23 protein-coding genes are annotated in these 21,914 nt (G+C 55.4%); 12 read left to right on the forward strand and 11 right to left on the reverse strand.

Annotation, left to right across the window (positions count from 1 at the left end):
• Positions 1 to 16 precede the first annotated feature (16 nt).
• The 5 genes from B1C80_RS01810 (at position 17) to B1C80_RS01830 (ending at position 4,539) form a co-directional block, all read left to right on the forward strand.
• Positions 17 to 1,084: an ATP/GTP-binding protein gene (locus tag B1C80_RS01810; RefSeq protein ID WP_077919327.1), complete on the forward strand. Its 1,068-nt coding sequence runs from the start codon at positions 17 to 19 to the stop codon at positions 1,082 to 1,084.
• On the forward strand, positions 1,081 to 1,734 hold the full coding sequence (locus B1C80_RS01815) for a DUF3226 domain-containing protein (protein ID WP_077919328.1): 654 nt from the start codon (positions 1,081 to 1,083) through the stop codon (positions 1,732 to 1,734). Before B1C80_RS01810 ends, B1C80_RS01815 begins: the two co-directional genes overlap by 4 nt.
• A 1-nt stretch (position 1,735) precedes the next feature.
• Positions 1,736 to 2,635 (forward strand): LysR family transcriptional regulator, encoded by a 900-nt coding sequence (locus tag B1C80_RS01820; RefSeq protein WP_077919329.1) that lies wholly within the window; start codon positions 1,736 to 1,738, stop codon positions 2,633 to 2,635.
• Between the two features lie 83 nt (positions 2,636 to 2,718).
• Positions 2,719 to 4,266, forward strand: a complete 1,548-nt coding sequence (locus B1C80_RS01825) for a M28 family peptidase (RefSeq protein ID WP_077919330.1) — start codon at positions 2,719 to 2,721, stop codon at positions 4,264 to 4,266.
• Positions 4,267 to 4,317: 51 nt separating this feature from the next.
• Positions 4,318 to 4,539 (forward strand): DUF4834 domain-containing protein, encoded by a 222-nt coding sequence (locus B1C80_RS01830; protein WP_077919331.1) that lies wholly within the window; start codon positions 4,318 to 4,320, stop codon positions 4,537 to 4,539.
• Positions 4,540 to 4,606: 67 nt separating this feature from the next.
• Here the strand turns inward: B1C80_RS01830 and B1C80_RS01835 are convergent, their stop codons facing one another.
• Together B1C80_RS01835 and purN are read right to left on the reverse strand one after the other, a co-directional pair.
• On the reverse strand, positions 4,607 to 5,008 hold the full coding sequence (locus tag B1C80_RS01835) for a hypothetical protein (RefSeq protein WP_077919332.1): 402 nt from the start codon (positions 5,006 to 5,008) through the stop codon (positions 4,607 to 4,609).
• Positions 5,005 to 5,586, reverse strand: a complete 582-nt coding sequence (gene purN, locus B1C80_RS01840; protein ID WP_077919333.1) for a phosphoribosylglycinamide formyltransferase — start codon at positions 5,584 to 5,586, stop codon at positions 5,005 to 5,007. Before purN ends, B1C80_RS01835 begins: the two co-directional genes overlap by 4 nt.
• A gap of 116 nt (positions 5,587 to 5,702) precedes the next feature.
• Here purN and B1C80_RS01845 point away from each other — a divergent pair, with 116 nt between their 5' ends.
• From B1C80_RS01845 to B1C80_RS01860, 4 genes are read left to right on the forward strand one after another with little or no spacing between them, the layout of a single operon-like run.
• Positions 5,703 to 6,329, forward strand: a complete 627-nt coding sequence (locus B1C80_RS01845; RefSeq protein WP_077919334.1) for an ABC transporter ATP-binding protein — start codon at positions 5,703 to 5,705, stop codon at positions 6,327 to 6,329.
• Between the two features lie 5 nt (positions 6,330 to 6,334).
• Positions 6,335 to 7,072: a peptidylprolyl isomerase gene (locus B1C80_RS01850; protein WP_077919335.1), complete on the forward strand. Its 738-nt coding sequence runs from the start codon at positions 6,335 to 6,337 to the stop codon at positions 7,070 to 7,072.
• A complete protein-coding gene (locus B1C80_RS01855) occupies positions 7,069 to 7,977 on the forward strand; it encodes an SDR family oxidoreductase (RefSeq protein WP_077919336.1) in 909 nt (302 codons plus the stop codon). Before B1C80_RS01850 ends, B1C80_RS01855 begins: the two co-directional genes overlap by 4 nt.
• Positions 7,974 to 8,240: a DUF167 domain-containing protein gene (locus B1C80_RS01860; protein ID WP_077919337.1), complete on the forward strand. Its 267-nt coding sequence runs from the start codon at positions 7,974 to 7,976 to the stop codon at positions 8,238 to 8,240. Before B1C80_RS01855 ends, B1C80_RS01860 begins: the two co-directional genes overlap by 4 nt.
• A gap of 165 nt (positions 8,241 to 8,405) precedes the next feature.
• On the opposite strand, the gene B1C80_RS01865 is transcribed toward B1C80_RS01860, so the two are convergent.
• The 7 genes from B1C80_RS01865 to B1C80_RS01895 all read right to left on the reverse strand — a co-directional run bounded on the left by B1C80_RS01865 (position 8,406) and on the right by B1C80_RS01895 (position 17,692).
• Positions 8,406 to 9,884, reverse strand: coding sequence for a RagB/SusD family nutrient uptake outer membrane protein (locus tag B1C80_RS01865; protein ID WP_077919338.1), 1,479 nt, complete (start codon positions 9,882 to 9,884; stop codon positions 8,406 to 8,408).
• A gap of 14 nt (positions 9,885 to 9,898) precedes the next feature.
• On the reverse strand, positions 9,899 to 13,048 hold the full coding sequence (locus tag B1C80_RS01870; protein WP_236648563.1) for a SusC/RagA family TonB-linked outer membrane protein: 3,150 nt from the start codon (positions 13,046 to 13,048) through the stop codon (positions 9,899 to 9,901).
• 303 nt (positions 13,049 to 13,351) lie between these two features.
• Entirely contained in the window at positions 13,352 to 13,813 is a 462-nt protein-coding gene (locus B1C80_RS01875; RefSeq protein ID WP_077919340.1) for a GNAT family N-acetyltransferase, read from the reverse strand.
• Positions 13,814 to 14,166: 353 nt separating this feature from the next.
• Positions 14,167 to 15,018, reverse strand: coding sequence for a hypothetical protein (locus B1C80_RS01880; RefSeq protein WP_077919341.1), 852 nt, complete (start codon positions 15,016 to 15,018; stop codon positions 14,167 to 14,169).
• A gap of 64 nt (positions 15,019 to 15,082) precedes the next feature.
• Positions 15,083 to 15,883: a polyprenol monophosphomannose synthase gene (locus tag B1C80_RS01885; protein ID WP_077919342.1), complete on the reverse strand. Its 801-nt coding sequence runs from the start codon at positions 15,881 to 15,883 to the stop codon at positions 15,083 to 15,085.
• Between the two features lie 73 nt (positions 15,884 to 15,956).
• Positions 15,957 to 17,315, reverse strand: a complete 1,359-nt coding sequence (gene hemG / locus B1C80_RS01890) for a protoporphyrinogen oxidase (RefSeq protein WP_077919343.1) — start codon at positions 17,313 to 17,315, stop codon at positions 15,957 to 15,959.
• Positions 17,312 to 17,692, reverse strand: a complete 381-nt coding sequence (locus B1C80_RS01895; RefSeq protein WP_077919344.1) for a DUF4296 domain-containing protein — start codon at positions 17,690 to 17,692, stop codon at positions 17,312 to 17,314. The genes hemG and B1C80_RS01895 overlap by 4 nt, the downstream gene beginning before the upstream one ends.
• A 90-nt stretch (positions 17,693 to 17,782) precedes the next feature.
• Between B1C80_RS01895 and B1C80_RS01900 the strand changes: the two genes are divergently transcribed.
• The 3 genes from B1C80_RS01900 to B1C80_RS01910 are packed head-to-tail and all read left to right on the forward strand — an operon-like array spanning position 17,783 to position 20,718.
• A complete protein-coding gene (locus tag B1C80_RS01900; protein ID WP_077919345.1) occupies positions 17,783 to 18,646 on the forward strand; it encodes a DUF58 domain-containing protein in 864 nt (287 codons plus the stop codon).
• The gene (locus tag B1C80_RS01905) at positions 18,646 to 19,608 is read left to right on the forward strand and encodes a hypothetical protein (protein ID WP_236648564.1); all 963 of its coding nucleotides are present in this window, start codon (positions 18,646 to 18,648) and stop codon (positions 19,606 to 19,608) included. Before B1C80_RS01900 ends, B1C80_RS01905 begins: the two co-directional genes overlap by 1 nt.
• Positions 19,609 to 19,638: 30 nt before the next feature.
• Complete coding sequence (locus B1C80_RS01910) at positions 19,639 to 20,718, forward strand: VWA domain-containing protein (RefSeq protein WP_077919346.1); 1,080 nt, start codon at positions 19,639 to 19,641, stop codon at positions 20,716 to 20,718.
• A gap of 18 nt (positions 20,719 to 20,736) precedes the next feature.
• Here the strand turns inward: B1C80_RS01910 and B1C80_RS01915 are convergent, their stop codons facing one another.
• On the reverse strand, positions 20,737 to 21,381 hold the full coding sequence (locus tag B1C80_RS01915) for a phosphatase PAP2 family protein (RefSeq protein WP_077919347.1): 645 nt from the start codon (positions 21,379 to 21,381) through the stop codon (positions 20,737 to 20,739).
• Between the two features lie 6 nt (positions 21,382 to 21,387).
• Positions 21,388 to 21,864, reverse strand: a complete 477-nt coding sequence (locus B1C80_RS01920) for a gliding motility lipoprotein GldH (RefSeq protein WP_077919348.1) — start codon at positions 21,862 to 21,864, stop codon at positions 21,388 to 21,390.
• Positions 21,865 to 21,914 lie beyond the last annotated feature (50 nt).

A 21,914-nucleotide genomic window follows, 5' to 3' on the forward strand; every position in this document is an offset into this window, starting at 1 on the left:
ATTAACATTAACAACCATGTTACGCTCTCTCGACATCCGAAACTACCGCAACCTGCGTCACCTGACCATCGGGAAGCTAGGGCGGGTAAACTTGCTGGTTGGCAAGAACAACACGGGTAAGACGTCGGTACTGGAGGCAATTTATGTATGGGCCAACTACGGGCGGTTCCAGACTATATATGAGATACTGGAAACCAGAGATGGCACGTTTGAATCAACATCTGAAGATCCGCAACTACGCGCTCAGGCGCTGCTGGCATCCCTGTTTACCAATCGCGTAAGCCGTACTAAAGAAGATTCAGCCCAGATTACCACTGATCGGAATGGTATAAAAAGTCAGTTAACGCTTAGTCTGCGTCTGATGGAGCCAGCCCCTTCGGAAGTAGAGATAACACCGACCAGGAAGCTGTTATTTTTTGAAGTAGACTCTGACGCAGATCACAATATCATACAGCCTTACCACATACTCGATGCCAAAACGCGAAGCGATTTTTCGTTTCTGCAGCCTCGAGACATCAAAACCCAGTTCATCCGCTCGAACGAAATCAACACCGTAAACGTAGGGCACCTCTACGACGAAATTGCCACAACTGATTGGGAAGAAGAGGTTATATACGCACTCAGGATCATTGACCCCAGAGTTAGCAAACTAAACTTCAGAACCGATATTGTGAGCAATAAGCGGTATCCAATAGTGCGGCTGGAAGATAGCAATCAGCAACTTCCTCTCCGCTCAATGGGCGATGGTATCAACCGAATTCTGGCAATCATTCTTGCCATGGTTAATTGCGAAAACGGATACCTGCTGATCGACGAATTTGAAAATGGCCTGCATTATTCCGTTCAGGAGAAATTGTGGGAAGTTATCTTTTCGCTGGCTGAGCGGCTCAACATCCAGGTTTTTGCCACGACGCATAGTCTCGACTGCGTTGACGCTTTCTCAGCCGTCCTCAACGCCGGGTCGCTGCCCCCCGACTCTGGTACCATGATCCGGCTCGAAAACTATGAAGACAACATTGTGGCAACCGTTTATGATGCCGACGATATTCAGGCTACCACCCGCGTTCAGGTTGACCCCCGATGAGTACGTATATTGACCGCAAAAAACTTCCGTTCAAACTGCTCGTTGAAGGCAAAGATGATTTATTCGTTGTAGCCAGCATTCGGGACAAACACCGCCTGGATGATAATTTCGAGATCATCGACTGTCAGGGCGTCGACAAGATAGCCGATCAACTTACCGCGCAGATCCTGCGGCAGCGACCTACCGTCGATGTGATTGGGGTCCTGCTCGATGCAGACGCTGATTTGCAGGCACGCTGGGATAGCATACGTCAGGTCCTGCTTGGCAAATCGTATCAGGTAACGGCTTCACCCAACTCGAATGGGACCCTGATTACGGGCGATGGCCGAAATCCGACAATTGGCATCTGGCTGATGCCCGACAACGTAACCACCCCCGGTATGCTGGAGCACTTTGTGGAGCGATTGATTCCTGCCGATGACCGTCTACACGTACATGCTCAACAAATTATAGCTACCATCGAGCAACAGGGTATAAACCGTTACCCGCTCATTCATCAAAAAAAAGCGCTTATTCATACCTGGCTCGCCTGGCAGGAGGAGCCCGGCAAACCGATGGGAACAGCGATAACGGCAACGTATCTTAACCATGACGCCGATCTCTGCCTGCGCTTCGTTGCCTGGCTGAACCGACTGTTCAACACCCCATAGCATGCTCGACTTTCGCCTGAACGTTTTTTATACCGTTGCCAAGCGGCTCAGCTTTACCAAAGCTGCGGCCGAGCTGTACGTGACGCAGCCCGCCGTAACCAAACACATTCAGGAGCTGGAGCACCAGTTCGGTACGGCCCTGTTCGACCGGCGCGGTAACCAAATCAGCCTGACGGCCGCCGGTAGCCTGCTGCTGCGTCATGCCGAAACCATTATGGCTACCTACCGACAGCTGGAGTTCGACATGAACGCGCTCAAAGGCGAACCGGGCGGTGCGCTTCGGCTCGGCGCCAGTACGACCGTAGCCCAATATGTTATCCCACCTATCCTGGCCCGCTTTCATGAACAGTCGGTCGATGTCAGCATTTCGCTGCTGAACGGCAATACCGAACAGATCGAGCAGGCGCTGCTCCGGAACGATATCGACCTGGGGCTGGTAGAGGGCCGAACCCACCACAGCGACATCCGCTATACCCCGTTCGTCAAAGACGAACTGGTACTGATCTGCCGCGCCGACCACCCGCTGGCCGACCGCGACGAGATCACCCTCGATGAGCTGAAGGCTACTCCTATTCTGCTGCGCGAACGCGGTTCGGGCTCGCTCGAAGTGATCGAACACGCGCTCCGGGGGCAGGGCATCAAACTGACTGACCTCACCATCGAGATGCAGTTGGGCAGCACCGAAGGTATCAAATCCTACCTTAGCTATTCGCGCTGCATCGCGTTTGTGTCGGTATTTGCGGTTCAGGAAGAACTACGGGCCGGTACGCTCAAGATCGTTGACGTGCAGAACCTGACCATTAACCGCGAGTTCTATTCCATCCAGTTGCAGGGCGTCAGCGAAGGATTGCCCGATACGTTCATGCGCTTTGCGCGCCAGCATTACAAACGCCGGGACTAGCCCCCCGACGGCCAACCGATCATCCCTTGTTCTGCCTGGCCTCGCTCCCTTTTTCGTAGTTTTACCGCCCAAACCCAATCATCATGCAAACGCATTCGTTACTTGCCCTGCTGACGGGCCTGTACGTCGCTACCACCAGCGTAACGGCTCAGCCACGCCCGGCCAAAGCACCACCTGCCAAAGCCAGAAACGCAGCACCATCGGCCCTCCTCCCCGAACAACGGCTCCCCCGTACCGAACCCGAAACACACCTCCGCTTCCTGGCTTCTGACGAACTACAGGGTCGGCGCACCGGCGAACCCGGCAACCGGATTGCCGCCCGCTACATTGCCGAGCAGTTTCGGCTGCTAGGCCTCAGGCCCGCTGGTGAAGGAAACGATTATTTTCAGCCCATCGCGTTCGAGCGGGTCGGGTCGGCCACGATGGCCACGCTGACGCTGGGGAAAGATACGCTCCGGCTCGGGAAAGAACTGGTCGTGATGGCCGGTGGGCCATCTACCCTGTCGGGCGAGGTCGTTTACGTCGGTTACGGTCTGACCGATGCCGAAGATGGCTACAAAGGCCGCGACGTGAAAGGTCGTATTGTCGTGGCGCAGGGTGGCTCTCCGGAGGCCAAAGGACCGGGCGAAATCTTCCGGGCGTCGAACCGGAAGCGCCAGCTGGCTACCGAAAAAGGGGCAGCGGCCCTGATCGAGTTGTATGCCGAGTCTATTCCGTGGGGATTCGTTAACCAGTATTTCAGTCGCGAACAGGTCAGCCTGCCTGCTCCGGCCGATGGGGGTGCCCCGGTGGCTCATCTGTGGGTCAACAATACCAACAACCAGTATAAACAACTGAAAGAGCCCGGCCAGTCGGTTACGCTGCGTACGTCGGGACGACCCCGCTCAACGGCTCCGTCGGCCAACGTAGCCGGCATTATTGAAGGCACTGACCCCAAACTCAAAGACGAGTACGTTGTGCTGTCGGCGCACTTCGACCATGTTGGCGTGGGCAAACAGGGCGGCAATCCCTACCAGCCATCGGACAGCATCTTCAACGGCGCGCGCGACAACGCCTTCGGTACGGTAGCCCTGCTGTCGGCGGCCAAGTCGCTGACCCAGCAACGGCCTAAGCGCTCTATTCTGGTGCTGGCCCTGACGGGTGAAGAAGTTGGGTTACTCGGCAGCCGGTATTACGCCGAGCATCCGCTGGTACCGCTGAAACAAACGATCTTCGATCTGAACACGGACGGGGCCGGCTATAACGACACCACGCTCATTTCGGTCATCGGGCTGGAGCGAACCGGCGCCAAAGCCGAAATAGAAGCCGGTGCCAAAGCGTTTGGCCTCGGTATCTTTGCCGAACCCGCCCCCGAGCAGGGCCTCTTCGACCGGTCCGACAACGTTAATTTTGCGATCAAAGGCGTACCCGCTCCCGATATCGCCCCGGGTTTTACGGCCTTCGACGCGGCCATCGGCAAATATTACCACCAGGCGATCGACAATCCTGACTCCATCAATTTTGGCTACCTGCATCGCTTCTGCCAGGCGTATGCGCACATGGCCCGGCTGATTGCCGACCGCGCTACCCGCCCCCAATGGGTAGCGGGCGATAAGTATGAAGCCGCCGGAAAAGCCTTGTATGGTCAGTAAGCAAACTAATCAGGCTTCCCTGACGTTTATTCAGTACGAACGACATCCGACATGCTGCTCAAATATCTGTTCATCATCACCCTGATCATTCTGTTTGTACCGCCGGTGCGCCGGTTTGTATTCTATCTGCTGGTTGGCCGGCAGCTGGTTAAACAACAGAAGCAACACCCGACTAGCAACCGCCGGGAGGGCGATGTGCGCGTAGACAACCGGCCAAAGGGCGATACGCGCTTTCAGGGGGGCGAGTATGTCGATTACGAAGAGATCAAATAACGTCTTGATATAACGCAGGAGGGGCGCATCGACTGGTTCGATGCGCCCCTCCTGCGTTTATGTTCGGCTACTCTACGGCGTATTCTTTCCGGTATTTTACGGCCAGGCCCGTCATGCGGTAGCCGTTGGTGGTCTGCGAGGTAAAATAGGTGTAGCGCACGCCAACCAGCGCATCGGCCCCGAGCTTCTTCGCATCCATGGTCATCCGGGCCAGTAGCAGTTCTTTCTGCTGCATGTCGTTACCCCGGCTTAGCATCCGTCGGTTCTGGGTTTGCCGATCGGTCAGCGGCACCTCGCCGATGGATTCCAGCTCGCGGATTGGCTCGAACGACCGGTCTGGTTTCTGGTTGTCGTAGAAGACATCGACCGGGTAGTTCGGGTTGTTCTGCAAATACACGATGGGCCGGAAACAGCCCGTTAACAGACCGCCTAACCCAACGATTACCAACAGACGACCGAGTGTTTTCATGGCCTGGTTTCCAGTTGGTTGAGCAGATCGACCACAACGCGGGGGTAATACGCATGCTCCAGCTTCTGTACCTTACGGGCTACATCGTCGGGAGTGTCGGCGGGATCGACCGGACAGCTCGCCTGCACGATGATCTGGCCTTCGTCATAGCGCTCGTTCACGTAGTGGATCGTGATGCCCGACTCGGTTTCGCCCGCAGCCACCACGGCCTCGTGTACAAAATGACCGTACATGCCTTTTCCGCCAAACTTAGGCAGTAATGCCGGGTGAATATTGATGATCCTGTCCGGAAACGCCTGCACCAGCCCGGCCGGCATGAGCCACATGAACCCCGCCAGCACGATGAGGTCGATCTGTTGCTGTTGCAGCAGGGTCGTTATCCGGTCGCTGTTATAAAAGGTAGTGCGATCGAACAACAGCACCGGAATATGCAACCGGCGCGCCCGTTCGATTACGCCCGCCCTGGGGTTGTTAGACAGCATGAGCGCCACATCGATATCGGCGTAGGCCGCACAGTACTCGGCTATTTTCTCGGCGTTGGAGCCGGAACCGGACGCAAACAGAGCAATTCGTTTCAAGGTAGGTACGAGTTGGTAGCGGAAAGTCGGTAACGCAGCTGAACGAACCGATACGCACGACAATCGGCTCAAACATACAACTTTTACCTATTTTTGTGGTGATTCGCCCCTATCCAATGCTGGCAACTAACCAACTTACGTTTGCCTACGGTCCGTCCAGGCAGTTCGTTTTTCCGGACGTTTACTGCGCCGACCGCGAAGCGCTCCTGATTCTCGGCCGCTCAGGCACGGGCAAAACTACGTTTCTGCACCTGCTGGCGCTGCTGCTTCGGCCCCAGAGCGGTTCGGTTACCATGAACCAGACCGAACTGACCCAGCTTAGCCCGGCCGAAACGGCGGCTTTCCGGGCCAGCCACGTGGGTATTGTCTACCAGAAACCGCATTTTGTGAGCTCGCTGTCCGTACTCGACAACCTGCTGCTGGCCAACTACCTGGCCGAAAAACCGCAGAACAAAGCCCGCGCCCGCGAGCTGGCCGGTCAGCTCGGCTTCGGTGATCATCTCAGCAAAAAAGCCAACCAGCTCAGTCAGGGCGAACAACAGCGCGTCAGCATTGCCCGCGCCATGATGAACCAGCCCGGCGTCATACTGGCCGACGAACCCACCTCCAGCCTCGACGACGAAAATACGGCGCGGGTCGTCGACCTGCTTCGGCAGCAGTCGGAACAGATCGGGGCCAGCCTGATTGTGGTAACCCACGACCAGCGCCTGAAAGACGCATTTGCCAATCAGGTTCTTCTTTAATCCTCATGAAAAAAGCGTTCTGGCTCCTGTTGTTCCTTCCGTTCCTGTCAAAGGCCCATGCCGACAACAACGCACGAGGCCCCGGTAAACCCGGCAAAAAGAAAGACTATCTCGTTACGCTCGAAACGCCCTACGGCCCCATGCAGCTCGTCCTGTATGACCAGACGCCAAAGCATAAGGAAAACTTCATCAAGCTCGTTGACCGGCGATTTTACGACAGCCTGCTCTTTCACCGGGTTATTCAAAATTTTATGATTCAGGGGGGCGACCCCAACTCGAAACAGGCCAGACCCGGCGAACCGTTGGGTAATGGCGACGTAGGCTATACCGTTCCGGCCGAAATTTTACCGAACTTGTTCCATAAGAAAGGGTCGCTGGCCGCAGCCCGGGACAATAATCCCGCCAAAGCGTCGAGCGGCTGCCAGTTTTACATCGTGCAGGGCCGCGTCTGGCCCGACGATGAGCTGCAAAAGCAGATCGAACGGAGCCGGAGCCGCGCGCCGGAGCGGGTCATGACCGATGCGCAGAAGCAGACCTACAAAACCCTCGGCGGCAGCCCGCACCTGGACGGCAGCTATACGGTTTTCGGGGAAGTGATTCACGGGCTGGCCGTAGTCGACAGCATTGCTCAACAGCCCCGCGACCCGAAAGACCGCCCCACGGCTGATGTACGGATGCGTATGACCGGCGCGTGGGTCAAGAAAAAGAAGATTACCAAACAATACGGGTATCAATACTTATGACAAAAATCCTAATTACCGGCGCTAATGGGCTGCTGGGGCAGAAACTGGTTGGTTTACTGGCTCAGCAATCCGACATTGAGCTGATTGCGACGGCCCGGGGGCAGAACCGGCTTCCGTTTACCGAAGGCTACACGTATCGCTCGATGGACATCACCGACCGGCAGCAGGTACTCGACGTGATCAGCGATGTTCAGCCACAGGCCGTTATCCACGGAGCCGCTATGACCGATGTGGATAAGTGCGAACTCGACAAGGAAGCCTGCTGGGCACAGAACGTTACCGCTACCGAATACATCGTTGACGCCTGCAAACAGACCGGCGCGTTCCTCTGCCACGTCTCGACGGACTTTATCTTCGACGGAGCCGACGGACCGTACGACGAGTCGGCCGCGGCCAACCCGATCAGCTTCTACGGCTGGAGCAAGTATGCCGCCGAGAAAGTAGTGCAGCACAGCGGCATCCGCTGGGGTATTGCCCGCACGGTGCTCGTTTACGGCATTGCGCACGACATGAGCCGGAGCAATATTATCCTCTGGGTCAAGAAATCGCTGGAAGACGGCAAAACCATCAAGGTCGTAACCGATCAGTTTCGCAGCCCAACGCTGGCCGAGGACCTGGCCAGTGGATGCGCGCTCATTGCTACCAGACAGGCCACCGGCATCTTCAATATCTCGGGCAAAGAAGTACTGACGCCCTACGAAATGGCCATCCGCACCGCCGATTATTTCGGGCTGGACAAGTCGCTCATCACCCAGGCCGACGCGTCGACGTTTACACAGGTGGCCCGCCGGCCACCCCGCACCGGTTTCATTATCGATAAAGCCCGTACCGAATTAGGGTATGCCCCCCACTCGTTCGAGGAAGGCATTGCGACCCTGGCCAGCCAGCTTCAGCAGCCCGCATGACGATACAGCTGAAGGTGAAGCCCGGCAGCAAGGTCGATTCGCTGTTTTACGACGCGGCCGGGCTGCTACAGGTCAAGATCAAAGCACCGGCGCAGGACGGGAAAGCCAACGCTTACCTGGTCGAGTTTCTGGCCAGACAGCTGGGCATACCCAAAGCCAGTGTCACGATTACGGCGGGTTTCACCAGTCAGCACAAACGGGTCGATATCGACGCGCCGGCCGAGACCGTGGCGCGGTTTACCGACCAGATTGCCCGACCCTAGAGCACCGGCTGCTTTCATGAACCGATCGGATAAGCAGCAACGCGCCTGACTCAAACCCGAGTCAGGCGCGTTGCATAGTGGGGGAGCGTAAGCCGCACGTCCGGCGCGAAGCCCTGGCTGAATCAAGCCTTTTTATGGCGATTCAGCAGCGCCACCGGAAGCTCGTTACAGCGGGTTCTGTACAATGGCTTTGTTAGAATCCAGCTCCCGGCGCGGGAACAGGAACTCCCACTGAGGATCACCTGCTTTTACGTCGAAGATGACAGCTACCGCCGGGTTGTGGTTGGCTCCGTTCCGGTTCAGGGGCAGGTTCATCCGTTTCAGATCGGTAAACCGAACCCCTTCGCCCCACATTTCGATACGGCGGTGGAAAAGAATTTCGTCGATCAGGGCCGTACCGGTTTGGGTCGACCGAACATAGGCCGGATCACGCTTGCTGACATAGTCGAACAGCACCCCGGCGGCTTCGGTTGTTTTGCCCAGCCGGGCCTGCGCTTCGGCTTCGATCAGGTACATTTCAGCCGCCCGCATGTACGGAATATCGCCCATGGTGCTGGTCGACGGCGTACCCGGCAGCCGAAACTTCTGAGTCATGTAGGCAACCCGCAAACCACCCGTCGGCACAACCGAGTTAGCCGCTGTCGGGGCTTTTACCCACATTTTCGACCGGACGTCCGTAGCCGGAATCTGATCATACACCAGTTTATTGATCAGCTTGGGCGTGACCCGGATATTGGTCGAGTTGAAGTTGCTGGAGATATATGAGTGAAACGCGCCGAAAAATTCCGTCTGATCTTCGATGTGATCGAAGCCCCACATCCACTCGGGATTGTTGATCTCAGAAAATCCTTCCTGATACTGCGCGATGCTCATCAGCGAAAACGACTTACGGGCCTCGGCGGCAAACCTGGCTGCATCGGCCCAGTTCTGCTGCGTGAGCGCCACACGGGCCTGAAACCCTTTGACCACCTCCAGATTGATGTGCGACTTATAGGTACGGGTCGACGTCAGCAGTCCGGCCGCATCGACCAGATCCTTGTTGATCTGCGTATAGACGTCTTCTACCGTAGCGCGGGGCAGTCCATCGGTCGTCGGCGTTAGTACCAGCGGAACGCCCAGCTGGCTGTTTGGCTTAGCGGCTCCGTCGTACCGCTTGCCATAGAGCTGAACCAGGTTGAAGTACGAAAAGGCCCGCAGCGCCAGGGCTTCGCCTTTAACCTGATTCCGCTCGGCCTGCGAACCCGTAGCGTTGTCGATGTTGGCAATAGCCAGATTCGCGTTTCCGATGAGCCGGTAATACAGCTGATACGGGAAGCGGGTCATGGTATTGACATCAGACCGGTGGGCAATCCAGCGCTGCTCGCCCAGGTGCCAGTTATTGGAGGTGTTGCTCAGGATCAGATCTTCGCCCATGGCGTCCAGGATGATCATCATGGCCGGATGACCAAAGTGCCCCTGCGAGTCCAGATACCGCAGCACCATGGCCCGGTAAATACCGTTGATAGCGGCCGATGCGTTTTTGGTCGTTGCGTAGATAGCTCCGGCATCGACGCTTCCCGTAGGCGAGGTTTCCAGATAGGATTCTTTACAGGAGGTAGCAAACAGGCCCATCCCGACGAGCACTGTCAAAACTATTTTTTTCATGAGTTGTCTGACGTTTAGAGCGAGAATGAAATACCCATAACCAGGCTTTTGGCCGGGCTGAACACGTTGGAGGTGGTACCGGCGAAACTCTGCTGCACGTTCATCCCTTTCCGGGCCGACAGCAGGAAGAAATTCTCGCCACTGATGTACACCTGCGCGTTCTGCACGAATATCCGGCGCGAGAGGGTGTTCGGAATCGAGTACCCGAGCGTTACCGAACGAATGTTGAGATAGCTGGCACTGGTCAGCCACCGGTCAGAAGCCGCATCGAAGTCAGCCGTTCGGCCATTGTCCATGCGAGGTACGTTGGTTACGTCACCGGACGATTGCCAGCGGTTCAGAATATCGACGTGTTTGGCACTGCCGTAACTACCCGATCCCATCAGAGCCGCGTAGGCACCGTCGTAAATTTTGCCACCAATCTGGTACACCAGCAAGCCCGACAGCGTCAGCCCTTTGTAGCTGAACGAGTTGGTGATACCGCCAGTCAGTTTGGGAATCGAGGTGCCACTGTAATGGAAGCGGGCGTTGTTGATACTGGTCGTTACGGTATCGCCGGCTTCGGTAATGCGCGAGTTGGCGGCTACGAAGGTGCTGGCCCGGTACTGAGCCTCGCCCGTTGTGGGGTTCACGCCCATGTATTCGCGGAGCCAGAAATCATAGATCGAATGACCAACCGACAGTTTTTTGGTACCGTCAATGATCTCCGGAGTTTCGTCCGGCATCTTCGTAATCTGGTTTTTCAGACGAGTCGCGTTCAGGTCGATGCGCCAGGTAAAGCCCTGGGTACGAACCGGCTCCAGGCCCAGTTCAAATTCAACGCCCCGGTTGTACATCGTACCAATGTTCCGCGTAACGGTCGTGATTCCCGTTGACAGCGGCAGTGGTACGGCAAAAATCAGGTTCGACGACTGGCGGTTGAAGTACTCGATCGTACCCGTGATGCGGCCTTTGAACAGGCCAAACTCCAGGGCTACGTCCGATGAGTTGCTCGACTCCCACTCCAGGTCCCGATTACCCAGGCTGGTCTGGAGCGAGCCTGCTTCCAGTGCGTTGTTGCGGTTCAGCTCAAAAAGCGGCTGCCAGGCATAATAGCTGATGGTGTTGCTGGAAGCGAAGCTACCCGTATTACCACCACCATCGTTACCCGTCTGCCCGTACGAAGCACGCAGTTTCAGCAGGCTGATGCTGGGAATATTTTTAATAAAATCTTCCTGATCCAGCCGCCACGCACCACTCACCGAGTAGAACGTTCCCCAGCGGCTGTCGCGGTAGAATTTGCTCGTGCCGTCGCGCCGAACCGATGCTGATACGAAGTACCGCTGGTCATAGTCGTAGTTGAGACGCGAGAAGTATCCTTCTACCCGCCGAACGTTGTATACCGAGTTCAGGCTGGTCGTGGTGGTAAAATTGACCAGTTCATAGTTGCCGTCCAGCACCTGCTGCGAGCGGGAGCCCGTCAGAAAATTATCCGTCACGCTGAAGTTCTCGTGGCCCAGCAACACGCCTATGGTGTGCTTGCCGATCGACTTATCGTAGTTGAGCAACTGGTTCAGGTTATAGCCACTGATATTCTGGAACTCGTGCGTGGCGCGACCGGCCGGCGCCCCATCGCCAATTTCGGGGTTGCCGTAGGTCACGTTGTTGATGTTGGTAATGTCGGCTCCGAAGTTGGCCGTCAGTTTAAAGTCTTTCAGGAAGGTTACTTCACCATAGGTCCGGCCGCTCAGCACGTTCCGGCGGAAGTAATTCTGGTTCAGCTCGGTTTCGGCAATGGCATGCCGACCTGCGTATTGCGGACGGGAGGGTAACCCCAGTGCGGTCAGGTTGCCGTAGTCGTAACGCCGGTTACCGTTGGGCAGGGTCAGAAACTGCCCCGGATTAGCCGGATCGTAGGCATAGACCGGGTAGATCGGCCCCATAGTGCGCGCGAAGAAGAACGGGTTAACGAACGACGTACTGCCGTCGGCATCGGCCTGGTTGGAGTTCGACACGGTAGCCGATAGGTTGGCACCGGTTCTGAACCACGGTTTTATCTGCGAATTGATGTTGAGCCGGGCTGTATACCGTTCAAAGTCGGAACGAATCAGATAGCCTTTATCGCTCAGGTACGAGAGCGACAGGAAATAATCCGTTTTGTTTTGTCCGCCCGCAAAGCTGAGGTTGTATTCATCCCGGTTGCCCTGGCGCATCAGCGGCTTCGCCCAGTCCAGGTCTTCGGCCGAGTACAACAGACGCGCGTTCGGATTAAGCTGCCCATCGACACCAACCAGCTGGTTGTTAGGTACGTTGTAAATATTGTATCCCACATTTTCGACCACGCCGTTGCTGGCATTGGCATTAGCAGCCGATAAGGAAAGCGGGTTCGTAGCGCGGTAAGCCAAACTGTTCCGGTACGATTCCCACATCAGCGGGTAGTACTCAGCCGGACCGACGCGCTCGTATTCGGGCAGGGCGCGGGTGTTCAGCCCTTTGGTATACCGGAACGAAATAGTGCTCTGGTCTTTAACGCCTTTTTTGGTCGTTATCACCACAACCCCGTTGGCGGCCCGGGCGCCGTACAGCGCCGTTGAGGCCGCATCTTTTAGGATTGTGATGCTCTCAATATCATTCGGGCTGATGTTACTGATGTTGGCTGTAAACGGAATACCGTCTACCACGTACAGCGGATCGTTACCCGACGAGTACGAGCCGAACCCCCGAATCCGGATATCCGGCGCCGAACCAGGCTGGCCGCTACCGACCGTTGTCTGCACCCCGGCCGCGGCTCCGGCCAGCGCCTGCCCCACGTTGGTAATTGGGCGGGTTTTGATGTTCTCGGCCGAGATCGTACCGGCTGAACCCGTAAACGAAGCCCGTTTGGCCGTACCAAATGTCGTCACAATCACCTCGTCCAGGTTGGTGGCATCGGCCTCCAGGCGAACCGAGATAGCCGACTGATTCCCTACCGCTACTTCCTGAGACTTGTAGCCCACGAAGCTGAACACAAGCCGGGTACCGGGCGTTGCCTCGATCCGGAAATCGCCGTCGGCGTTGGTTGTTGTGCCCCGGGTTGTGCCTTTGATCAGCACCGTAACCCCCGGAATCGTGGCTCCATCGTCGCCCGTTACCTTTCCGGTCACTACCTGACCCTGGGCCATAGCAGCCTGACTCAGTAGGACCACTATCAGAAGACAAATAATTTGTAGAACTCTGTTCATGTTGATGGTTATAGCTTAAAAACAGCTCGCAATTTAATATGTTAATATGTCAACTAAGAAGTATATGCGAATAAAATTTGGCATAAATGGCTTTTATATAAGAATTATACCACTATTTGTTAATTTGACGATATATTATAAGTCAACGCAAACCATATAAATACTAGGATTAATACAAAAAGGGCGGTGACCATACCAGCCAGTATGATCACCGCCCTGACCGTTGCTGCCGCGCGTAACCGGCAACATCGGTCGAACTAGTACGGGTTATTGGTGTAAATTCAGCTTCATGCCCTCGTGCGAATCGACAAAGCCGAGCGACGCGTAAAATCGTTTGGCATCATGCCGTTTCTTATCGGTAGTGAGCTGAAGCAGACGGGCTCCTTTTTCGCTGGCGCGCCGGATAATGTACTCAAACACGGTAGTGCCGATGCCCTGCCCCCGGTACGTCGATTTAACCCGAACCGATTCTACCTGCGCCCGGGTACTGCCCTGGTGGGTCAGACACGGAATAAAACTGAGCTGAAACGTGGCTACGATCTCGCCATTTTGTTCGGCAACCGTCAGCTCCTGGTTCGGATCGTTCGCAATGGCCCGGAACGCCCGGTAGTACGACTCGGGCAGAGGCAGTTGAAAAGGGTCTCTCGCAGCCCCCAGCGGGTCGTCGGCCAGCAGCCGGACAATATCGATCAGGTCAGCTTCAGTAGCCAGTCGGTAAATTAAATTCATAGAGGCAGCGGGTTTATGGAAACAAGACCGATCGGTACAGCACCAAACGCAACACCCGCTGCTGTGTTCCCACAACAACGGGTGCGCAATAAAACAAGTGCCGACCGACGATCCAACGTCCTACACTGCATCGACGGGCTCTTCGGCTCGTACGGCCGCTTCCGGGCGGGGAATATAACGACGGAAAAAGCTGACGTGACTTCGGAGACTATCAAGTGGTTTTGTATCGGGATGTTCAGCCTTAATTATGATATAGCCGTCAAGCTAACAACAACCTACTTCTCATAGGTCGTACTACTTTTCCCCTCTTCCTGTCAACTACGAATGGGCGTCATCCCGATGTTTGCAAGATTTTAAGGCATTTTTTTTACGAAATAATATCTAGTACGTTTAACCAGCGTTGCTTTATTCCAGGTTGATTCATCAATTATATTACCCTCTGCATCATAAGTAAATAGTATTCGTCGATCAGAGGGAACTGTTTGCGGACGCCCGTTAGTAATGTATTGATTTCTTTGATAATATTGTTTTTCTATCAGTTGTTTTTTTTCATTGTATCGATTTTTATAGACAAGTGTTTTTTGATCACCCATAACCTGGTATGTTTCTGTTAAATTATCTCTGTCATCATAGTAATATTCATAGCAACCACCAGTGTCTCCGTCAACACTATACATGGTAAAGATAGAGGAACGGCCAGCGCTATCATAGGCAAAAGTGGCACTTAAGTAAAAGTCACCTCGTTCTTCTGATTGATCGTAAAGCTTTATATGTTGTCCTTTTGAATTAAAAATGCTCTTTTGATGAACTAGAACTTTTTTATCAGAACTCAATTGCTGATAATCTGTCCTATTACCCTCTTTATCATACGTATAGATAAAAAACTGCAATAAACTATCATCCCCTTTGTATCCCGTTTCTTGCGTACATAGACCTCTATCATTATAAGTCAGCAATCCTCTATATTGAAGTTTACCTATAAAATTGTATTGTCTTCTTTCAACCAAGTTGCCTAGGCTGTCATAAAAATCGTGAGCAACCAAGCTACTGTCATTGGTAGCCTGGTCGAATCCATAAGTCAATACTTGTCGGATATGACTCTTCTGGCGAGTCAATCGCTCTAACTCGTATTTTTTCTCTTCATTTTGGGCTTGAAGAGTAAGGTTTGCCAGTAAAAAGATAGCGATGGTGCACTTGAGAGTCATCTGGACAGGTACTGAAACTGACGGTGGATTAACTGCCCAAATCTATTAAACCACACCGTAAAACTCAAACCGCATCGACGGGCTCTTCGGCTCGTACGGCCGCTTCCCGACGCGGGATATAATGGCGAAAGAAACTGCTGATTTTCATCTGTAGTACACCAAAAACGGCCTCCTTGAAAATCTTGGACGACATTTTTGAGACGCCTTTGGTACGATCGGTGAAAATAATGGGGACTTCGGTAATCCGGAATCCGTATTTCCAGCACGTAAATTTCATTTCGATCTGGAACGCATACCCAACAAACTTGATTGGGTTGTGCAGAATCACTTCCAGCACCTCGCGCCGGTAGCAGACAAAACCCGCCGTGGGGTCCATAATCGACATGCCCGTTACGAACCGCACGTACACCCCGGCAAAATACGACATCAGCACCCGGCCCATTGGCCAGTTCACGACGTTGACGCCTTTGATGTACCGCGACCCAACCGCAACGTCGGCCCGCTGCGGCCCTTCGTCCGCGCAGGCGTGGTACAACCGGATGAGATCGTCGGGATTGTGAGAGAAGTCGGCATCCATCTCGAACAGGTACTGATATCCCCGCGACAGGGCCCACTTGAACCCATCGATATAAGCCGTACCCAGGCCCAGTTTACCCCGCCGTTCGAGCAGATGAAGCCGCTGCACCGGACCGTTGGGGGGAAATTCTTCCTGTAAATCACGAACACGGCGGGCCGTTCCGTCCGGCGAACCATCGTCAACGATCAGGATGTCGAACGGCTCGGCCAGGCTGAACACTTTACGGATGATAGCCTCGATGTTCTCTATTTCATTATATGTGGGAATAACCACCAAACGTTCTTTCACGATGTCGAGCAGGTTAGTATGAGGGATCTATTATTACAACACGAAACCTATGCCTTTTTGTACAATTAAGCCATTAAAAATTGTTAATCAGCGATTTAGCACCAATTTCTTCGGCCAGGTTACGTGCTTTCTTCAAACAGTCAGCCAGCGAAAGGCCACCGTACCAGTTGGCGCAGACCAGTAACTTATCCGCTTTAACCGCAGCTACCTGCTGCTGCACAGCTACAATCTGCCCATCATATTGCGGAATAGCGCGGTCCCAGCGGTAAATGGCCCGAAATACGGGCTCGCTGGCCCTAATTCCAAAGCTCCGGGTCAGTTCCTGGTGTATATTCCTGAAAATAACCTCGTCGGGCTGGCGGGCGTTGTCGGCCGCGGTCATACCACCCACAAACGACGTAAACAGCACCTCATCGGCCGGGCAGCGCCCCGATTCCGGCCCGGTACCGAACACCGAACTGCTCCAGATATGCCCGGCGGCAAACCGCTTCTCCACGGCGGGATTCAGCCCACCAAATCCGTTGAGAGGGTGCTGCACATCAACGCGTTTGTAGGCCGAATGAACCGCCGTCATGGGCGGATACCGAACCGCCTGCAAGGCTTGTGCCAACCCATCGTAATAAGGCGCAACCAACCGCGCAGCCGCATCGGCACCGACCGCCAGCACCAGCTGATCGACCTCGGTTATTCCCTGTACGCTGGTTACGCGCCAGCCGTTGCTCGTGCGGGTAAGCTGGCTGACCGGATCGTTGAGCGACAGCTTCGTCAGGCGGGCGGCCAGGGCACCGGGCAGGGTCTGCATACCATCCCGGAAGCTGAACGACTGCCGCCGACCGGCCGCCGACTGGTTTTTGATCAACCCTTTCAGTACCGATCCGTAGTCGCGTTCGTAAGCCAGCAGCATCGGAAAGGTTTCCGACACCAGCAGCTGATCCGGATCACCGGCATAGATACCGCTCACAAACGGCGCCAGCGCATAGTCGACCAGCTCATCGGAGAACCGACGCCGGAAAAACTGACCCAGCGTTTCGGAACCGGTCGATCTGGTTTTGTTGAAAAGCTCCCGAACAATGGCCCATTTGGTACGCCAGCTGAAGAACGTACCGCCCAGCAGCGACGGCGGGCCCGACGGCAGCGCCCGGTAGTGCCCGTTGCGGTAAACGAAGCGGGCTTTGCTGACGGGGTTGGCAAAGAGCAACTCGGAGGTCAGGCCGAGTTCGTCGATCCACGCCAGCAGCTCATCTCCACCCAGCAGTGAGTTAGGACCCAGCTCGCGCAGGTACGACGCGTTGCCCACCAGCTCGCGCCTGGACCGGATATAGCCCCCCGGCTCGGCCGAGGCTTCCCAGAGGTGATAGTCAACACCCCGCTTTTGCAGCTCGTAGGCCAGGGTCAGCCCCGAAATACCCGCGCCAATGATACCGATTCTCATGAACGGGCAGAGGTCTTACCGGTTTCTGTTCGCTTCTGCAGTTTGCTAACCACTTCTTTATAGATCGCTTCCATATCGCGCGGGTGCGATGCGTAGTATTTGTAGCTTTGGTTGTAGGCCGAGGTGTCGGTCTTGAACCGGCGCAGAATCTGTTTCTCCAGCCGCTTGTAAACAATATTGGACGAGTCGGACGACGAGAACGCCATACGACTTACGCGAGCTTCGGCCATATGGATCTCGACCAGAATATCGGCCATCCGATCTTCATCGAGCAGGTTATTGGGCCGCTCATCGGCCGGCACTCCGCAGGCCATCATCCAGAGGGTCGTTAGCAGCAGCACGCCCTGACGAACAACAGCAAATCGATTACGGCGCATAGAAAGAAAGATTACAGACTACTTTTGTAAGGCAGTCGCGGTGCACAAAGTTCGGGCATGGCTGTTAAAATACCCTAACACCTATCACCTATGGATGAATTCCTGGCCAGACTTCGTCATTTCGACATTCGGATCCGGAAAGCCGTTAACTCGCAGATGCGGGGCAGCTTCCGGTCGGTCTTCAAAGGGACCGGGCTGGAGTTTGCCGATCTGCGTCAGTATCAATACGGCGACGATGTGCGCGCCATCGACTGGAACGTATCCTCCAAAGGCCACGGCACCTTCGTCAAAGTATTTCGGGAAGAGAAAGACCAGACCGTTTTTTTTGTTGTCGATGTCAGTGCTTCACAACAGGTCGGGCCGCACCACCGCGACAAACTCAAGACGACCAAGGAGGTATGTGGCGTGCTGGCCCTGTCGGCTATTCACGAAGCCAGCCACGTGGGCCTGTACTGCTTTTCGGATCAGAAAGAAAAATACATCAAGCCCGGCAACGGGTTGAAAACGGGCTATCAGCTCATCATGAGCCTGTTCAAACTGCAACCCGAGTCGGGCCGGACGAGCATTGCCGATGCGCTGCTGTTTACGCTCAACAGTCTTAAACGCCGGAGTGTGGTCATTCTGCTGTCTGACTTTATCGATCAGAGCTATGAACATAACCTGAAGGCACTGGCTAAGAAACACGATCTGGTCGTTATACACCTGTACGACCAGCGCGAAGTGAACCTGCCCCGGTTGGGCATCATTCCGGTATACGATACCGAAACCGGCCGAACGGTATGGGTCAACACCTCGTCGGTTTCGTTTCGGAGCAGCCTGCGCGACACCTTCCGGCAAAATCAGCTTCGGCTGGAGCGCCTTTGTAAACAATATAACGCCAACTACCTGGCCCTCGATTCGCAGGAAGACTTTGTTCCTAAACTCGTTGACCTGTTTCGCATTCGCAGAAAATAATGACTGGTTTCTGGGGCCTGCTCCGGCGGAGGTATGCGGCCATCGTTTTCATGCTCCTGCTGCTGGTGATCGACACCAGCGCCCAACCGCCCGCCCGGTCGCGGCTGACCGGCGTGTTTCTGACCGACAGCATCGAGATCGGTCGGCCGTTCCGGTACGCGCTGACGTTTTACCACCGGCCAACCGTCGATGTGCTGTTTCCGGATACGGCCGCGCATTTCAGTCCTTTCCAGGTCCAGGACGTCGCTATTTTTACGACCGAGACCACGGGCAGCGGCCCGACCGCGGTCAGCCGCGACAGCGCCGTTTATACGCTGGTTTCGTTTGGGATCGATTCGGCCCAGCTCCTGCAGGTGCCCGTGCGCCTGATCAATGCAACCGACTGCACGACCCTTTTCACGCAGACCGATACCGTTTTTCTGAAGTCGAAGCTCAAAGCCAGCCGACCGGCCAGCCTGACGCTGGCCAGCAGCACCCGGCTGGCGCCCCTGCGGCAACAGTTCAACTACCCCGTTCTGGGTCTTGTGCTGGCCATGACGGGGTTGGCGGGCCTCCTGCTTTACGCCCTCTTCCGGCAACCCATCGAGCGGCAATACCGCCTTTACCGGCTCAACCGACGCCACCTTCGCTTTCTGCGCGACTACAATCGCCTGAGTCGTAATATTATGCCGATAACCGCAGCCGACTCGGCTAACCAGGCCATCGTGCTCTGGAAAACCTACCTGACTACGCTGGAGCAACGGCCGTATGAGTCGATGACCACTTCGGAAATTGCCGAGCAGATTGCCAATGAGCGCGTTACGGAAGCTCTTCGCGAAGCTGACCGGATGATTTACGGGGGGGCTTTCTCGTCGCAGTCGCAGCCAGCCTTACAGGTATTGAGCGACATAGCCACCCAGGCGTATTACCGGCGCCGGATCACCTTGCAGTACCACAACCTGGTAACCCAGCCGCTGACCTGATGTCTGACCTGACTCCCGACTACACCCCGCATGAAACCCTGGTACTCGCTCGACTGGCTTAGCCCGCTGCAATGGCAACAATACCGGTTTGCGTATCCGCTGGCCTTGTGGGGCATACCGGCGCTGGTGCTGCTATTCCTGCTGCGCTATTATTTGCATCAGCAGGCCCAGCAGCGGCTGAACATTTCGCTCGGCCCACTCTACGCTTCGCTCAGCGGAAACCGGCCGCAACGGCTGGGCCAGTCGGTACTGCGCCTGCTCCGGTACCTGTTGCCGCTGAGTGTTTTTATCGGTGTCAGTTTCATCCTGATTGCGCTGGCCCGCCCCCAGATCGTGCGCGAACAACGGGAAGAAGACTCGGAAGGAATTGATATCATGCTTGCCATGGACGTCTCTGACTCGATGACCGAAACCGACCTCCCGCCCACCCGGCTGGCTGCGGCCCGGCGGGTAGCGCAGTCGTTTGTGAACGGCCGCAAGAATGATCGGATCGGGCTGGTCGTTTTTGCGGGCGAAGCCTACTCTCTCTGTCCGCTCACGACCGACTACGCGCTGATTAAGCAGTATTTGAGCGAGTTGAACGCGCAGATGGTCCGCACGTCGGGAACGGCCATTGGCGATGCGCTGGCCCGCTGTATTGTTCGGATGCGCGACCCACTAGCCCCGGTTGCCGACACGACCCGACGCGACAGCCTGGCAATCGCCAAAGAACGCAGCAAAGTGATTATTCTGCTGAGCGATGGCGACAATACGGCGGGAAACCTGGACCCGCTTACGGCCTCCCGGCTCGCCAGGGCCTTCTCCATAAAAATCTACACCATCGCCGTTGGCCGGCCGGTGGCCGCGCCCAACGAAGCCGTTACGGTTGATGAAGGCATTCTGAAAACCATTGCCACGACGGGAAACGGTAGCTTTTACCGGGCTTCGGATGCGCGTCGGCTCCGGGCCATTTTTGCCGAAATCAACCGACTCGAACGCGCCCCGGTCCGCATCCGGGTCTATCAGGATGTGCAGGATTACTACCGGATTTATCTCTGCTGGGCCATTGCCTGCCTGCTGTTCGGCCTGCTGCTGAAGAACACTATCTTCGGCAATGTACTCGAAGACTAACGCCGGTCGGACCGGGCGTTACAGCTTTCGCTTCAGCCGGAACGTCTGGAGCCACTCGTAAAGCCCCCAGTAGACCAGCACCGACGAGGCCGTACCGATCAGGGAACCCACGAATACGTCTTCGACAAAGTGCTGAAACAGGTACACCCGCGAATACCCCGTCAGGATACCCAGCAGCAGAAAGAACCAGCCCCGGTTTTTACGCCCGTCAATGAAGGCCCATAACGAGAACACCGCAAAAGCCGATATCGTATGGCCCGAGGGGAAGCTGTTGTAGCTGTAAATATCCAGCCCTTCGATGAGGTGGTATTCGTTGATAGAGTGTTCGAAGTAACGAAGCGGGCGGGGCGAGCCGGAAAATACGACCGTTTTCAGAAACAGCGACGTCAGCGACGATACCGCAAAACTGGCCACTGCCAGCAGGCCAATCCGCCAGTTGTAGATCAGCATGATGACGCATGTAATCACGAAAAAAGCGCCATCGCCCAGGTACGTGGCGTAGGTGAAAAACAGGTCCGCTTCGGGGCTGTTACGGGCGTTGACCCACTGCATCAGCTGCGTCTGCGAATAGAGCAGCTGCAACGTGCCCACGATCAGCAACGTACATCCGTAGGGAACAAAGAACCAGCGATTGTTACGAAAAAGAAGAAGCAAAGCGGGCATACTAACTTAATTGGCAGGCGTTGCCTTTTCGACCGTAATTCCTACACTCATGATGTTCAGCAGCGGGTCCTGCCGCATGTACTGCCGGATCTGCATGGTGTAGCGGCCGGATTTGGGGAAACGGTAGTTGCGCTTCATTAGAAACTTATGATCGAACAGGTCGCCGAGCCCGTCGCCGTTGGGTTTGCCGGTTTTGGGGTCGAGCAGAATCAGCTCGTCGAGCCGCGACTCGATTTCCCGACCGCTGGCATCGCGCAGATACCGGGTCAGGTAAAGATTGTAGTACCCGTAGGAAAGGCTGTTGCGCAGGTTGTAATAAATGTTGTAGGGTATGGTGGCGTCGTCGATCTCAAAGGTAAACGAGGGGGCATTTTTGACATACCATTTGCCGTCTTCGATGTCTTCATAAGCGCTGTACACCGCATTGGTGTCGCAGCTGAAGGCCGCTAACGCCATGACAAACAAGACCATTACTTTTTTCATACCGGCTAGTTAATCCATCACAAAGCTACGATGCCCCATCTGGCTTTTCA

The sequence above is a fragment of the Spirosoma sp. 209 genome (assembly GCF_002006735.1).
Taxonomy (GTDB): Bacteria; Bacteroidota; Bacteroidia; order Cytophagales; family Spirosomataceae; genus Spirosoma; species Spirosoma sordidisoli.

Excerpts from the sequence above, each read along its gene's own strand:
- B1C80_RS01810 (WP_077919327.1), top strand. The coding sequence starts at position 17 with ATGTTACGCTCTCTCGACATCCGAAACTACCGCAACCTGCGTCACCTG.
- B1C80_RS01815 (WP_077919328.1), top strand. The coding sequence starts at position 1,081 with ATGAGTACGTATATTGACCGCAAAAAACTTCCGTTCAAACTGCTCGTT.
- B1C80_RS01820 (WP_077919329.1), top strand. The coding sequence starts at position 1,736 with ATGCTCGACTTTCGCCTGAACGTTTTTTATACCGTTGCCAAGCGGCTC.
- B1C80_RS01825 (WP_077919330.1), top strand. The coding sequence starts at position 2,719 with ATGCAAACGCATTCGTTACTTGCCCTGCTGACGGGCCTGTACGTCGCT.
- B1C80_RS01830 (WP_077919331.1), top strand. The coding sequence starts at position 4,318 with ATGCTGCTCAAATATCTGTTCATCATCACCCTGATCATTCTGTTTGTA.
- B1C80_RS01835 (WP_077919332.1), bottom strand. The coding sequence starts at position 5,008 with ATGAAAACACTCGGTCGTCTGTTGGTAATCGTTGGGTTAGGCGGTCTG.
- B1C80_RS01845 (WP_077919334.1), top strand. The coding sequence starts at position 5,703 with ATGCTGGCAACTAACCAACTTACGTTTGCCTACGGTCCGTCCAGGCAG.
- B1C80_RS01850 (WP_077919335.1), top strand. The coding sequence starts at position 6,335 with ATGAAAAAAGCGTTCTGGCTCCTGTTGTTCCTTCCGTTCCTGTCAAAG.
- B1C80_RS01855 (WP_077919336.1), top strand. The coding sequence starts at position 7,069 with ATGACAAAAATCCTAATTACCGGCGCTAATGGGCTGCTGGGGCAGAAA.
- B1C80_RS01860 (WP_077919337.1), top strand. The coding sequence starts at position 7,974 with ATGACGATACAGCTGAAGGTGAAGCCCGGCAGCAAGGTCGATTCGCTG.
- B1C80_RS01865 (WP_077919338.1), bottom strand. The coding sequence starts at position 9,884 with ATGAAAAAAATAGTTTTGACAGTGCTCGTCGGGATGGGCCTGTTTGCT.
- B1C80_RS01875 (WP_077919340.1), bottom strand. The coding sequence starts at position 13,813 with ATGAATTTAATTTACCGACTGGCTACTGAAGCTGACCTGATCGATATT.
- B1C80_RS01880 (WP_077919341.1), bottom strand. The coding sequence starts at position 15,018 with ATGACTCTCAAGTGCACCATCGCTATCTTTTTACTGGCAAACCTTACT.
- hemG (WP_077919343.1), bottom strand. The coding sequence starts at position 17,315 with ATGAGAATCGGTATCATTGGCGCGGGTATTTCGGGGCTGACCCTGGCC.
- B1C80_RS01895 (WP_077919344.1), bottom strand. The coding sequence starts at position 17,692 with ATGCGCCGTAATCGATTTGCTGTTGTTCGTCAGGGCGTGCTGCTGCTA.
- B1C80_RS01900 (WP_077919345.1), top strand. The coding sequence starts at position 17,783 with ATGGATGAATTCCTGGCCAGACTTCGTCATTTCGACATTCGGATCCGG.
- B1C80_RS01905 (WP_236648564.1), top strand. The coding sequence starts at position 18,646 with ATGACTGGTTTCTGGGGCCTGCTCCGGCGGAGGTATGCGGCCATCGTT.
- B1C80_RS01910 (WP_077919346.1), top strand. The coding sequence starts at position 19,639 with ATGAAACCCTGGTACTCGCTCGACTGGCTTAGCCCGCTGCAATGGCAA.
- B1C80_RS01915 (WP_077919347.1), bottom strand. The coding sequence starts at position 21,381 with ATGCCCGCTTTGCTTCTTCTTTTTCGTAACAATCGCTGGTTCTTTGTT.
- B1C80_RS01920 (WP_077919348.1), bottom strand. The coding sequence starts at position 21,864 with ATGAAAAAAGTAATGGTCTTGTTTGTCATGGCGTTAGCGGCCTTCAGC.